At 65.4% G+C, this 13,170-nt stretch carries 11 protein-coding genes; all 11 read right to left on the bottom strand.

All coding sequences use genetic code 11. From position 1 onward, the window contains the following. Window positions 1-71: 71 nt before the first annotated feature. Window positions 72-986 (bottom strand): UDP-3-O-acyl-N-acetylglucosamine deacetylase, encoded by a 915-nt coding sequence (gene lpxC, locus IG629_RS09280; RefSeq protein ID WP_319025053.1) that lies wholly within the window; start codon window positions 984-986, stop codon window positions 72-74. Window positions 987-1,169: 183 nt separating this feature from the next. Beyond that, complete coding sequence (ftsZ, locus tag IG629_RS09275; protein ID WP_193171672.1) at window positions 1,170-2,768, bottom strand: cell division protein FtsZ; 1,599 nt, start codon at window positions 2,766-2,768, stop codon at window positions 1,170-1,172. A 197-nt stretch (window positions 2,769-2,965) separates the two neighbouring features. Continuing rightward, window positions 2,966-4,267, bottom strand: a complete 1,302-nt coding sequence (gene ftsA, locus IG629_RS09270) for a cell division protein FtsA (protein ID WP_193171671.1) — start codon at window positions 4,265-4,267, stop codon at window positions 2,966-2,968. Next, entirely contained in the window at window positions 4,267-5,142 is an 876-nt protein-coding gene (locus IG629_RS09265; protein ID WP_193171670.1) for a cell division protein FtsQ/DivIB, read from the bottom strand. The genes ftsA and IG629_RS09265 overlap by 1 nt, the downstream gene beginning before the upstream one ends. Then, window positions 5,130-6,047: a D-alanine--D-alanine ligase gene (locus IG629_RS09260; RefSeq protein ID WP_193171669.1), complete on the bottom strand. Its 918-nt coding sequence runs from the start codon at window positions 6,045-6,047 to the stop codon at window positions 5,130-5,132. The genes IG629_RS09265 and IG629_RS09260 overlap by 13 nt, the downstream gene beginning before the upstream one ends. Then, window positions 6,044-7,000, bottom strand: coding sequence for a UDP-N-acetylmuramate dehydrogenase (murB, locus tag IG629_RS09255; protein WP_193171668.1), 957 nt, complete (start codon window positions 6,998-7,000; stop codon window positions 6,044-6,046). The genes IG629_RS09260 and murB overlap by 4 nt, the downstream gene beginning before the upstream one ends. A 2-nt stretch (window positions 7,001-7,002) precedes the next feature. Then, a complete protein-coding gene (gene murC, locus IG629_RS09250; RefSeq protein ID WP_193171667.1) occupies window positions 7,003-8,448 on the bottom strand; it encodes a UDP-N-acetylmuramate--L-alanine ligase in 1,446 nt (481 codons plus the stop codon). Beyond that, entirely contained in the window at window positions 8,445-9,581 is a 1,137-nt protein-coding gene (murG, locus tag IG629_RS09245; protein WP_193171666.1) for an undecaprenyldiphospho-muramoylpentapeptide beta-N-acetylglucosaminyltransferase, read from the bottom strand. Before murG ends, murC begins: the two co-directional genes overlap by 4 nt. Next, a complete protein-coding gene (locus IG629_RS09240) occupies window positions 9,578-10,702 on the bottom strand; it encodes an FtsW/RodA/SpoVE family cell cycle protein (protein WP_193171665.1) in 1,125 nt (374 codons plus the stop codon). The genes murG and IG629_RS09240 overlap by 4 nt, the downstream gene beginning before the upstream one ends. Further along, entirely contained in the window at window positions 10,699-12,075 is a 1,377-nt protein-coding gene (gene murD, locus IG629_RS09235; protein WP_193171664.1) for a UDP-N-acetylmuramoyl-L-alanine--D-glutamate ligase, read from the bottom strand. Before murD ends, IG629_RS09240 begins: the two co-directional genes overlap by 4 nt. Before the next feature lie 5 nt (window positions 12,076-12,080). After that, complete coding sequence (gene mraY / locus IG629_RS09230) at window positions 12,081-13,169, bottom strand: phospho-N-acetylmuramoyl-pentapeptide-transferase (protein WP_193171663.1); 1,089 nt, start codon at window positions 13,167-13,169, stop codon at window positions 12,081-12,083. Between the last annotated feature and the right edge of the window lies 1 nt (window position 13,170).

The following is a 13,170-nucleotide window of genomic DNA, read 5'->3' as shown; positions in this document are numbered from 1 at the left end:
CGCCAAGGGGCTTGCGGAGGAATCCGCTTCCCGGCAGGTACCCGCCGAATAACACTGTTGGGATAGAGGAGTTACGCGGTCGCGGCAAGCAACGGATGATCGTGGTCCGCCGCAGCCATCTCAGGGGTCAACTCGACCAGCTCCCAAGCGGTCTCGTCCGCGAACAGGGTCCGGAGCAGCTTGTTGTTGAACAGGTGCCCGGACTTGGATGCATCGACGCGGCCGAGAATCGGCGCACCGGCGAGATAGAGATCGCCGACGCAATCGAGGATCTTGTGCCGGACGAACTCGTCCTTGAAGCGCAGGCCACCCTCGTTGAGGATCGTGTCGCCGTCGACGATCACGACATTGTCGAGATTGCCGCCCCGACCGAGGCCGGCGGCGCGCAGGCGGTCGATATCCTGCATGAAGCCGAAGGTGCGGGCGCCGCTGATGGTTTCGTTGAAGGTGCCGTTGACCAGCTTCACGTCGAGGCTTTTCTCGGTGATCGCGGCACTGTCGAACTCAATCTCGAAATTAACCGAGAAGTGATCGTCCGGGGAGATCTCGATCCGGCGCTTGTCGTCCTGGGCACTGACGGTCTTCAGAATCCGGATGGCGCGGCGCGGCGCGGCGAGGGGGGCGGTGCCGGCGCATTCGATCAGCAGCACGAACGGCTCGGAGCTGCCGTCCATGATCGGCACTTCCGGCCCGTCGATCTCGATCAGGGCGTTGTCGATGCGGCAGCCGGCAAGCGCCGCCATCAGATGCTCGACCGTGGAGACCGTCACGCCGTCATTGTTTTGCAGCCGGGTGCACATGGTGGCGTCATGCACCATGTCCCAGCGGGCGGGGACCAGCGGGTCCTTGCCGGAGACATCGGTGCGCTTGAAGACAATGCCGTGATCGGCAGCAGCGGGATGCAGTGTCATTATGCAGTCGACACCGCCATGCAGCCCGACACCCCGGCAAGAGATACTCGTCTTCAAGGTCTGTTGCGCAATCACAAGGATGCTCCTGACGCCGACCTGGGCCATTCGTTCCGATTTCTCGGAAAATCAGGGTCGGAATATTGGTAAATAAAAATATAAGCCCCGGAAGATGTATCAATATCTCCCGGGGCTCTCAAATCACTCTTTATGACTGAATGTTACGCCGTAATGCACTGATTTAGCGGCGTAAATTCAGGGTTAGTTCGCCTGTCTGCGGAGGAAGGCCGGAATGTCCAGGAGATCGTCATCCTGGCGTGCCGGTGCAACCCGTTCCGACTGGTCCAAAGCGCCGAGGCGGGCCTGTTTCGGTTCGGCCGCATTGACGTCCACGAAACGCTGCGGGTTGGCTTCAGGAGCGGGCTCGACCGGCTTCTTGCCGACCATGCCGGTCATCCGGGTGAACAGGCTCGGTGCCTTGTCGGCGCCCGTGTCCTCGCGACGGCCGGCATTCGCCATGGCCGCAGCCTGGAACGGGTCCGGCTCATGGCTCGCCTTGGTTTCGGGAACCGCCGGCGGCGGTGCGATGAACGTGTCGTTCGCCTTCGGCTCGGCCGCAACCGGTGCCGGTGCTTCCGCTTCGGCCCGGGCTGTGTCGGCCTGGGTTTGGGCGGTAAGCGCCGCGTCGTCGAGGTCGGTTTCACCGATCACCAGGGTATTACCTGCGACATGAACCGTTTCGTTTTTTGCCGAGATGGCCGGGATATCCCCGACCGGTGCGCTCGGTGCCGACGTGGCGGAGATGGCAGAGTCGGCTGCCGGCTTCACCGGTGCGGCTTTCGCCTTGGTCGGAACCACGGTCAGCGGCGGGCGTTTCTGCGCCATGCCCTCGGCGGCGATGCCGGTGGCGACGACGGAGACCCGCATGGTGCCTTCCATCTTCTCGTCGAAGGTGGAGCCGAAGATGATGTTGGCTTCCGGATCGACTTCCTCGCGGATGCGGTTGGCGGCTTCGTCGACCTCGAACAGGGTCATGTCCATGCCGCCGGTGATGTTGATCAGCACGCCGCGGGCACCCTTCATCGTGGTGTCCTCGAGCAGCGGGTTATTGATCGCGGCCTCGGCGGCGTCGACGGCGCGCTTCTCGCCACTCGCTTCGCCGGTGCCCATCATTGCCTTGCCCATCTCGCTCATCACCGTACGGATGTCGGCGAAGTCGAGGTTGATCAGGCCGGGCATGATCATCAGGTCGGTAACACCGCGTACACCGGAATGCAGCACGTCGTCGGCCATGTTGAAGGCGTCGGCGAAGGTGGTCTTCTCGTTCGCCACCCGGAACAGATTCTGGTTCGGGATGATGATCAGGGTGTCGACATACTGGGTCAGCTCCTCGATCGCCTGATCCGCGATCCGCATCCGGTGCTGGCCTTCGAAGTGGAATGGCTTGGTCACCACGCCGACGGTCAGGATGCCGTTTTCACGGGCCGTCTGCGCGATCACCGGAGCGGCGCCGGAACCGGTGCCGCCGCCCATGCCGGCCGTGATGAACACCATGTTGCTTTCGCGCAGGTTGTCCATGATGTCTTCGATCGCCTCTTCGGCGGCCGCCCGGCCGACTTCCGGACGGGAGCCGGCACCGAGGCCCTGGGTCACGCCGTGACCGAGCTGGATGGTGCGATCGGCCAGCGACTGTTTCAGCGCCTGGGCGTCGGTGTTGGTGACGATGAATTCGACACCTTCGAGATTGGAGCGGATCATGTTGTTGACGGCATTGCCGCCCGCACCGCCGATGCCGACGACGCTAATCCGCGGCTTCAGTTCGTTATCGTCATCGTTCGGGACTGAGATATTGATGGTCATTGGTGGCCTCCTGATCTCGCGTTAGAGGGTTGTCTGGGGGATGCGCGCCTGGGGGAGCACGCGGGATTTGGGCCTTCTGGCCGGGTACTGTTCTGGTTTGGTCTGGTCACTGGTGGTCTGGTCACGGCGCGGCCTTTCGGCCGGGCGTGTCGGGCACGGGCCTGACAGTGCGTTGGGTGTGAACCGGAATTGCTGCATTAGAAGTTCTCCCTCAGCCAGGAGTGGACACGGCCGAACAGGCCGCCTCCGGTCTCCTTGTTGGCGACGTGCCCTTGGCGGGACGCGTCAAGTGCCGGGTCGGCGGCATAGGCAAGCAGTCCGGCGCTCGTCGCGAAGGCCGGACCGCTGGCGACATCCGCCAGCCCGTTCACCCGGATCGGCCGGCCCAGTCGGACCTGCTTGTCCAGGATTTCCTGTGCCAGATCCCGGATGCCCGGCATCTGGCTCGCGCCGCCCGTGATCACCACGCGGCGGCCGGCGACCTTGTCGAAACCGCTGGCTTCCAGCCGGTTGCGGACAAGCTCGAAGGTTTCCTCCAGACGCGGATGGATGATCCGGATCAGGAGGGATTTCGGAACGTGATTGGGATGGTTCTCGTCCTGCTCGCCGACCAGCGGCACATCGATCACTTCGCGCTCGTCGAGGCTGGAGGGAATGGCGCTGCCATAGAGCGTTTTAAGGCGCTCGGCCTCGTGTACCGGGGTGGCGAGGCCGCGGGCGATGTCACTGGTGATATGGGCACCGCCGACCGGCACGCAGTCGGTATAGATCACGCTGCCGTCGAAGAAGACGGCCATGGTGGTGGTGCCGCCGCCCATGTCGATGACGGTGACGCCGAGATCGCGCTCGTCCTCGACCAGACAGGAGAGCCCGGAGGCATAGGGCGAGACCACGAAAGCCTCGATGCCGAGATGGCAGCGCTCAACCACGCTGGCGATGTTCCGCACCGCGCTGGAGGCGGCGGTCACCAGATGCATGTTGGCGCCGAGCCGGTCGCCGCACATGCCGCGCGGATCGCGGATGCCGCGGCTGCCGTCGATGGAAAAACCGACCGGGATCGAATGGATGAGCTGGCGGTCCGCCTCGACCTCGACCTTCTGCCATTGGCTGAGGATGCGGCGCACGTCGGAATCGCCGACTTCCTGCCCGCCGATGGAGACTTCGACGCCGACTGTCTGGGAATGCGGATAGCCGCCGGAGAGATTGACGAAGACGCGCTGGATGGTTTCGTCCGCCATCTTTTCCGCGGCATGCACGGCGGCGCGGACGCACTCCTCGGCCTCGGCCATGTCAACGACCGTACCACTGCGGATGCCGCGAGCGACCTGATGGCCGATACCGATAACCCGGATCCCGGGCAGGCTCGGGGATTTTTCACCATGATGTTCGGCCCGCGTGCCGGTCTCGCCGATCCGCGCGATCAGGCAGCAGATCTTCGTCGATCCGATGTCGAGGATCGCGACGGTGCCGGTCCTGGGCTTGGCGAGGCTCTTGCGCATCAGGTGTCTTTCCCCGGATTCCGGAGGCGGCTGGTTACATTCGGTGCTACCCGGACGACGAGCTGGTTGGGCAGGCGCAGGTCGATGGCGATGACGTCCCGGTTGAGCACTCCATGGTCGCGCTGCAGCTTGGCGAGATGGGCCCAGGCCTTGTCCGGCGCGTGCTCCGGCAACTCGATATCGACGCCGGTATCCAGACGGACATTCCAGCGCCGCTCGCCGATCCAGGTGACGGCGCGGACGCGCTGCTTCAGGTCCGGCTCGCCAGACAGCAGGGAGAGGAATTCATTGGCGCGGGCCGGTGCATCGGCACCGACCACGATCGGCAGGTCGGCGAAGCGGCGCGGGTTCTGGCCCGGCACCTCGACGCCCCGGTCGTCGATCAGGGTCAGGGCGCCGTCACGCTGCCACAGAGCCAGCGGTGTGCGTTCCTCAAGGCGGACGAACAGGGTGTCGGGCAGGCGCCTTTCGACCGCAGCGGTGCGCACCCAGGGCAGGGCATCGATACGGGTTTTAAGCGCAGCGAGATTGATGCCGAGGATCGGCGCGCCGCGGTCCGTCGCAATCGCCGTAACCAGAGCGCTGCGTTCGGTCCGGTAACGGCCTTCGACCAGAATGTCGGAAACCACGAGACCGAGTTCGTTGGAGATCTCCGTGCCGACCGTGTCGATCATCCGGGCCGCTTCGTCCACGGCTCCGGTGCGGGCCGCATGCCAGCCGCTGGCGGCGACGATGGCGGTCAGTGTCGCGAACCCGGTGCCGATCAACACCTGACGCATGCGCCGGGCCGACAGCCTGGGGCGCCGGGTCTGGCGCCGCCGGGCGGTTGCGGTTTTCTTGTTAGCCTTGCCTTTGCCGGCGCTCAGTAGTCGCATTGCGCGTCCTCCACCAGCTTGGCGCAGAGCGCGGGGAAGTTCATGCCGCGAAACCCGGCCTGTTCCGGCACAAGAGAGGTCGGGGTCATGCCCGGCTGGGTGTTGATTTCCAGCAGGTAGAGGTCGCCGGGGCCGACATCGTCGCCGGTATCGTCAAAGCGGAAATCGGCCCGGCTGACACCCCGGCACCCGAGGGTGGCATGTGCTTGCTCGGCCATCTCCAGGACGCGGCTCGTGATTGCCTCGGGCAGGTGCGCCGGGAGAATATGGATCGAGCCGCCATCGGCGTATTTGGCATCGTAATCGTAGAAGCCGTGCTCCGACGTGATCTCGGTCACCGCAAGGGCGCCGCCATCAAGAACGGCAACGGTTAGCTCCCGTCCGGCAATGAATTTTTCCTCAAGCACGATGTCGCCGAACGGCCAGTCTTCCGCTGTCGGGCTGTAATTGTCGCCGGGGCGGACGATATGCACGCCGAGGCTGGAGCCCTGGTCGATCGGCTTCAGCACGTAGGGACGCTTCATGGCCTCGCTCTCAAGCGCCTCGGCGCGGGAGCGGACGACACCCGGCGGGCATTTCAGCCCGGCCCGCATGAACAGTTCCTTCGCGCGCGGCTTGTCCATGGCGATGGCGGAGGCCTCGACCCCGGAATGGGTGTAGGGAATGTCGAGAATGTTCAGCAGACCCTGGATGTTGCCATCCTCGCCAATCCGGCCATGCAGCGCGTTGAAGCAGACATCCGGCTTCAGCTCGGCAAGACGGAACGGAATGCTGCGGTCGACATCGACTTCGGTCACCCGGTAGCCGGCTTCGCGCAGCGCCTTGGCGCATTCGCGGCCGCTGGAGAGGGAAACTTCGCGTTCGGCGGACCAGCCGCCCATCAGAACCGCGACATGCTTGCTCATGAGCCGTCTCCCCGCTGCGTGTTGTTGGCGGTTCCGCCGACGCCGATGCGGCGGATTTCCCAGCGCAGTTCGATGCCGCTGGTCTGTTTCACCCTGCGGCGGACTTCCTCGCCCAGAATTTCGATATCTGCTGCGGTCGCGGTGCCGGTGTTGATCAGGAAGTTGCAGTGCTTTTCGGACACCATGGCGCCGCCGATCTGGAGGCCACGGCACCCGGCCGCGTCGATCAGCTGCCAGGATTTGTGGCCTTCCGGATTGGCGAAGGTGCTGCCGCCGGTGCGTTCGCGGATCGGCTGGCTGGCCTCGCGGGAGCGCTTGATCTCGTCCATTGCCGCGGCGACCACGTCCCGGTCTCCTGCCGGAGCAAGGAAGGTGGCTGCGGTGAAAATCCAGTCCGCCGGTGCGTCCGAGTGACGGTAGGACATGCCGAGGGTACCAGCCGGAACCCGGCGCAGGATGCCGTCGCCGGTCACCAGCTCGGCAGAGAACAGGACATCCTTGAATTCGCCGCCATAGGCGCCCGCATTCATCCGCAGCCCGCCGCCGATGGAGCCCGGAATGCCGGACATGAAAGCGAGCCCGGTGCGGCCTTCGGCGAGAGCGGCCTTGGCGAGATTGAGGTCGAGTACGGCCGCGCCGGCCGTCACCGTGTCGGTGTCGAAGTCGATCTGGTTGAAACCCTTGCCGAGCCGGATGACGACGCCCGGGATGCCGCCGTCCCGGATCAGCAGGTTCGATGTGACGCCGATCACCGTGACCGGAACGTTCTCCGGTTTGCCGCGCATGAAGGTTGCCAGGTCTTCCGCATCCGCCGGGCGGAACACGACTTCGGCCGGACCGCCAACGCGGAACCAGGTCTGTGGTGCCAGATCGACATTCTCCTGATAGCGGCCGCGGACCTGCGGCAGGCGCTCGATCAGGGAGGGGTGCGTATCTGAGCGAAGGGCGGCCATGATCATTGCCCGTCCTTCCCGGCAGCCGTGCTGGTGCCGCCGATGACGTGTTCGAGCTGGGCCGGGAGAGCCTGTGCCCAATTGGTGATGTTTCCGGCGCCGAGGCAGACCACCATGTCGCCGGGTTCGGCCAGCTCGGCAATCCGTCCGGCCAGTTCCTCGGGGGCTTGCAGCGGGTAGACATGGCGATGGCCACGGGCGCGCAGACCGGCGACCAGACTGTCCCGGTCGGCGCCCTTGATCGGCTCTTCACCGGCGGCGTAGACGTCCGCGACGATTACGCCGTCCGCGTCGTTGAAGCAGGCGCAGAAATCCTCGAACAGGTCATGCAGGCGGGAATAGCGGTGCGGTTGCACGACGGCATAGACCCGGCCGTCCGGGCAGGCGGAACGGGCGGCGGACAGCACGGCGCTGATTTCGACCGGGTGGTGGCCGTAATCGTCGATCACGGAAATACCGCCCGCCTCGCCGGTCTTGGTGAAGCGCCGCTTGACGCCACTGAAGCCGGCAAGGGATTTGCGGATCTGGTCGTCGCTCATGTCCATTTCGAGGGCAATGGCGATGGCGGCGAGCGCATTGGAGACATTGTGCTGGCCGTACATCGGCAGCGCGATGCCTTCCAGCACCCGTTCGCTGTCATGCGCACGGTCGGCAACAATGACGTTGAATTTCGCGCCGGAGCTGGTGATCTCCAGATTGCTGGCGCGGATATCGGCCTGCGGCGAGAAACCGTAGGTAATGATGCGGCGGTCGGAGACCCGCGGGATCAGCTTCTGCACCGTCGGGTGGTCGATGCACATGGTGGCGAAGCCGTAGAACGGAATATTCGCGACAAAAGCCCGGAAGGCTTCCTGCAGCTTGTCGAAATCGCCATGGAAATCGAGATGCTCGGGATCGATGTTGGTGACCACGGCAATGGTCGCGGGGAGCCGGTTGAAGCTGCCGTCGCTTTCGTCAGCCTCGACCACCATCCAGTCGCCTGAGCCGAGCCGGGCATTGGTGCCGTAGGCGTTGATGATGCCGCCATTGATCACGGTCGGGTCCATCCCGGCGCCATCCAGCATGGCGGCGACCAGGGAGGTGGTCGTGGTCTTGCCGTGGGTGCCGGCACAGGCGATGGACCATTTCAGCCGCATCAGCTCGCCCAGCATCTCGGAGCGGTGGACGACCGGCAGCATGCGCTCGCGGGCGGCCAGAAGCTCCGGGTTGTCCGGTTTGATGGCGGTGGAAATCACCAGGATCGAGGCGTCGTCGATATTCGAGGCCTGCTGGCCGACGAACACCGTGATGCCGAGTTTCTTCAGGCGGCTGACATTCGGGTTCTCGGACAGGTCGCTGCCCTGCACCGAATAGCCGAGATTGTGCAGCACTTCGGCGATGCCGGACATGCCGATGCCGCCGATACCGGTGAAGTGGATGGTGCCAATGTTGAGCGGCATCTCTCTCATGCGGCACTTCCTTGCTGGACAGAGCCTGCCGCGGCGGAGAGCGCCGGCGCGGTGGCGATAACGAGATCGGCGAGGCGGTCGGCTGCATCCGGTGTGCCGGCGACGCGCGCGGCGTCGGCGGCGCGCTGCAGCCTGTCCGGCGCCTTCAGCAGGCCGAGCAGGGAGCCAGCCAGTTTCTCGGCGGTGAAGTCATCCGGCTCCGGCATCATCCAGGCCGCGCCCGTCGCCTGGCAGGCTTCGGCGTTGGCAGTCTGATGATCGTCGGCGGCGCTCGGATAGGGCACCAGGATGGAGGGGCGGCCGATTGCGGTCAGCTCGGCGATGGTCGAGGCGCCGGAGCGGGCGATGACGAGATCCGCCGAGGCCATGCGGTCCGGCAGGTCGTCGAAGAACGGCCGCACGTCGGCGGCAACGCCGAGCGCGCTGTACCGGGCCTTCACCCGGTCGGCATCCTCGGCCCGGCTCTGCTGGGTGATGCGCAGGCGCGGCAGCAGGTCGGCCGGCAGACCGGCGATGGCTTCCGGAACAACGGTGGAGAACACGGTCGCGCCCTGGCTGCCGCCAAAGACCAGCAGGTTGAGGCGCCCGTCGCCCGACGGCTCCTTCTCGCCGCGCAGGGCGAGCGCGGCGGGGCGGACCGGGTTGCCGGTGAAATGACATTTCGCCGTTTCGTTCGCCGAGAGATTGGTCATCTCGCGGAAAGATGTGGCGATCTTCCGGGCATGCGGGGCGAGGAACCGGTTGGCCCGGCCGAGCACGGCGTTCTGTTCGTGCAGCACCACGGGCAGGCCGAGGAAGGCGGCGGCCCGCACGGTCGGCACCGAGGGATAGCCGCCGAAGCCGACCGCGATGGCCGCGTTCAGATTCTTCAGGTGCAGCGCAGACTGCACGGCGCCGAAACCAAGCTCGATGATTGCTTTCGCCTTGCCGGCCATGCCGCCCTTGCTCGGGCTGGCGGCGCGGATGCGGCGGACGGCGATATCCGGGTTCTCGCCCTCGAAACGTCCGCCCCGGTCATCGGTGACGAGCGCGACGGAGACACCACGGCGCAACAGGGCTTCGCCGAGGGAGAGGGCGGGGAAGATGTGCCCGCCGGTGCCGCCGGCGGCGAGAATGACGGTCTTGCCGGTCATAGCGCCTCCATCCGGCCCGCGCGGCTGCGGGTCAGGGCGAGCATCAGGCCCATGCCCAGCGCCAGCGCCAGCAGGGAGGAGCCGCCATAGCTGATGAAGGGCAGGGTCATGCCTTTCGCGGGCATGAGCTGCAGGGCGGAGGCCATGTGGATCAGCGCCTGCAGGCCGAACTGGGCCAGCAGACCGGCGCCGGCCAGCAGCACGAACAGGCTCTGCTCGGCGAACAGCCGGGCGAAACCGCGCAGCACCACGAAGGCGAACAGGGAGATCAGCAGGATGCAGACGATGGCGCCGAATTCTTCGCCGGTGACGGAGAAGACGAAATCGGCATGGGCGTCCGGCAGATAGGCTTTCACCTGACCTTCGCCGGGGCCGGTGCCGAGCAGACCGCCATTACGGAAAGCCTCCAGCGAGCGTTCGACCTGGTAGCTGTCGCCGGCGGCGGGATCGAGGAAGCGGTTGATCCGGTCGTTTACGTGCGGGAACAGGAAATAGGCCGCGACCATCCCGCCGGCACCGCACAGCATGGCGCCGCCGACAAACATCATCGGCAGACCGGCCAGGAAGAACTGGCCGAACCAGACGAGAGAGATCACCACGGTCTGCCCGAGATCCGGCTGCATAAGCAGGAGAGAGATGACGACGCTGTACAGGACGATGGCGATCCACTGCCCCGGAAAACCGTTATCCTTGCGCCATTCGGAGAACATCCAGGCGGCCACGACAGCGAAGCAGGGCTTCAGGAATTCCGAGGTCTGCAGCGAGAAGCCGCCGATCGAGAGCCAGCGCCGGGCGCCCTTGATCTCGGCGCCGAACATCAGGGTCAGGACCATCAGGCCGAGGCAGCCGATGAAGCCGACGACCGCGATCCGGCGGACCTGCAGCGGCGTCATCAGCGAGCAGACGAACAGAATGCCGGCAGCGACCGGCAGCAGCATCAGCTGGCGGCGCACGAAATGGTAGCTGTCGAGCCCGATGCGTTCCGCCACAGACGGGCTGGCGGCAAAGATCATCAGAGCGCCGAACAGAATGATCAGCAGCAGGGCGCCGGAGGTCCAGCGGTCCACGGTCCACCACCAGCGACCGAGGATGCTTGTATCGGTGCGGGCGATCGAGCTCATGGCCGTGCCTCCCCGCATTTTGCGCCGGAGGTCAGCTGCAGTACCTGGTCACGGAACCGGTCGCCGCGCTGCTCGAAATTGTCGAACTGGTCCCAGGAGGCGGCGGCGGGGGACAGCAGCAGCGTCGCGCCGTCCAGATGCTCTGTCTTGGCCATCTGGTGCGCGGCCGCGACGGCCTTGTCGAGCGTGCCGCAGGATGTGTGCGGGACGGCTTCACCCAGAGTCTCGCCGAATTTGGCTGCGGACTCGCCGATCAGGAAGGCGTGGCGGATGCGCGGGAAATAGGGTTTCAGCGGCGCGATACCGCCTTCCTTGGCCAGGCCACCGGCGACCCAGTAGATCGGCGCGTAGCAGCCAAGCGCGCGTTCCGTCGCATCGGCATTGGTCGCCTTGCTGTCATTCACATAGCGGACACCGCCGCACTCGGCGACCAGCTCCTGACGATGGGCAAGGCCGGGGAAACTGTCGATCGCCTTGGCAATCACGTCTCCGGCGATGCCGGCGGCGCGGGCCGCGGCAAAGGCGGCTGCGGCATTCTGGTGGTTGTGCGCGCCGGGAAGGGTGCGCGCGGCGGCCAGATCGTGCAGAATTTTGTCGCCCTCGACGAGCCGGGTGCCGGCCGAGAGGATATCGGCGGTTTCGTTGTCGTTGCCTGAAATCCGGATCACCTGTGCCAGCGTGTCCGCGATGGCGGCGGCATCGGCATCGTCGATACCGACAATCGCCGTCGCGCCCGCTGCCTGATTGGCGAAGATCCGCTGCTTCGCGGCGATATAACCCGCCAGCCCGCCATGCCGTTCCAGATGGTCCGGCGAGATGTTCAGCAGAATGGCGATATCCGGTGCCAGCGACGGCGTCAGCTCAAGCTGGTAGGAGCTAAGCTCCAGGATATAGGTGCCGTCCGCACCGAGCGGCGCGAAGGACAGCACCGGGGTGCCGAGATTGCCGCCGACTTCGGCCTGCTTTCCTGCGGCCTTGAAGATGTGGCCGATCAGCGCCGTCGTGGTGGATTTACCGTTCGTCCCGGTGATGGCGACGATTTTGGCGTCCGGGCATTCCGCCAGCAGCAGTTCGACATCGCCGATGATGGCGATGCCTGCCGCCCTGGCGTGCGCGGCGGCCGGGTGCGGCGCCGGATGGGTATGCGGGATGCCGGGGCTGAGCACGAGAGCGTCAATGCCGTTCCAGTCCGCCTGATCCGGGTTTTCGATCCTCGCGCCTAGGCGTGCGGCCTCGGCGCGCCGGTCTTCCCGGTCGTCCCAGGCAATGACGATCGCGCCGCCGGCGACAAGCGCCTCGACCGTGGCCAGCCCGCTGAGGCCGAGCCCCATGACGAACAGGCTTTTACCGGATTTGCTGCGGCAGACGATCATCGCTCCTACCTCAGCTTCAGGGTGGAAAGGCCGATCAGCGCCAGGATGACGGCGATGATCCAGAACCGGATGACGATGGTCGGCTCCGCCCACCCCTTCTTCTCGAAGTGATGGTGCAGCGGGGCCATGCGGAAGACGCGCTTGCCGGTCAGCTTGAAGGAGGCGACCTGGACAATCACGGAAGCGGTTTCCAGCACGAACAGCCCGCCGATGATGGCGAGCACCAGCTCGTGCTTGGTGACGATGGAAATGGTGCCGAGCGCGCCGCCGAGGGACAGCGAGCCGGTGTCGCCCATGAACACCATGGCCGGCGGGGCATTGAACCAGAGAAAGCCAAGCCCGGCGCCGAGCAGGGCGCCACAGAACACGGCAAGCTCGCCGGTTCCCGGGACATGGTTGATCTGCAGATAGTTGGCGAAAACCGCGTTGCCGGTCAGATAGGCAATCAGTGCGAAGCACAGGCAGGCGATCATCACCGGGACAATGGCGAGGCCGTCGAGCCCGTCGGTCAGGTTCACGGAGTTGGACGCGCCGACCATGACGAAGATGGCGAAGGGCGCGAAGAACCAGCCGAGATCGATCAGCACGTCCTTGAAGAACGGAACGGCGAGCCCGTTGGCCAGATTGGCCGGCATGCTGTCCTGGATCATCAGGACGGCGATCACGGAAATGACGATCTGCCCGAGCAACTTGATCTTGCCGGGAAGGCCCTTGGTGTTGCGCTTGGTCAGCTTCAGGTAGTCGTCGGCGAAGCCAAGCAGGCCGAAACCGCCGGTAACGACCAGAACCGCCCAGATGAAACCGTTGCTGAGATCTGCCCAGAGCAGTGTGGATACCGAGAGGGCGATCAGGATGAGCAGGCCGCCCATGGTCGGCGTGCCTTTTTTCGTCAGCAGGTGGCTTTCCGGGCCGTCCTCGCGGATCGGCTGGCCTTCGCGCTGCTTGCTGCGCAGCCAGTCGATCAGCCAGGGACCGAGCACGAAGCCGATCAAGAGCGCGGTCATGATCGCGCCACCGGTCCGGAAGGTGAGGTACCGGAACAGGTTGAAGATCTGATATTCGTCGGCGAGAGGGACGAGCAGGTTATAAAGCATG

This window comes from Nisaea nitritireducens (assembly GCF_014904795.1).
Taxonomy (GTDB): Bacteria; Pseudomonadota; Alphaproteobacteria; order Thalassobaculales; family Thalassobaculaceae; genus Nisaea; species Nisaea nitritireducens.
Note: the sequence above shows the minus strand (reverse complement) of the source record. Positions and strands in the feature narration are given on the sequence as shown.

Coding starts and splice junctions, on each gene's coding strand:
- ftsZ (WP_193171672.1), bottom strand. CDS start 2,768: ATGACCATCAATATCTCAGTCCCGAACGATGACGATAACGAACTGAAG.
- ftsA (WP_193171671.1), bottom strand. CDS start 4,267: ATGCGCAAGAGCCTCGCCAAGCCCAGGACCGGCACCGTCGCGATCCTC.
- IG629_RS09265 (WP_193171670.1), bottom strand. CDS start 5,142: ATGCGACTACTGAGCGCCGGCAAAGGCAAGGCTAACAAGAAAACCGCA.
- IG629_RS09260 (WP_193171669.1), bottom strand. CDS start 6,047: ATGAGCAAGCATGTCGCGGTTCTGATGGGCGGCTGGTCCGCCGAACGC.
- murB (WP_193171668.1), bottom strand. CDS start 7,000: ATGGCCGCCCTTCGCTCAGATACGCACCCCTCCCTGATCGAGCGCCTG.
- murC (WP_193171667.1), bottom strand. CDS start 8,448: ATGAGAGAGATGCCGCTCAACATTGGCACCATCCACTTCACCGGTATC.
- murG (WP_193171666.1), bottom strand. CDS start 9,581: ATGACCGGCAAGACCGTCATTCTCGCCGCCGGCGGCACCGGCGGGCAC.
- IG629_RS09240 (WP_193171665.1), bottom strand. CDS start 10,702: ATGAGCTCGATCGCCCGCACCGATACAAGCATCCTCGGTCGCTGGTGG.
- murD (WP_193171664.1), bottom strand. CDS start 12,075: ATGATCGTCTGCCGCAGCAAATCCGGTAAAAGCCTGTTCGTCATGGGG.
- mraY (WP_193171663.1), bottom strand. CDS start 13,169: ATGCTTTATAACCTGCTCGTCCCTCTCGCCGACGAATATCAGATCTTC.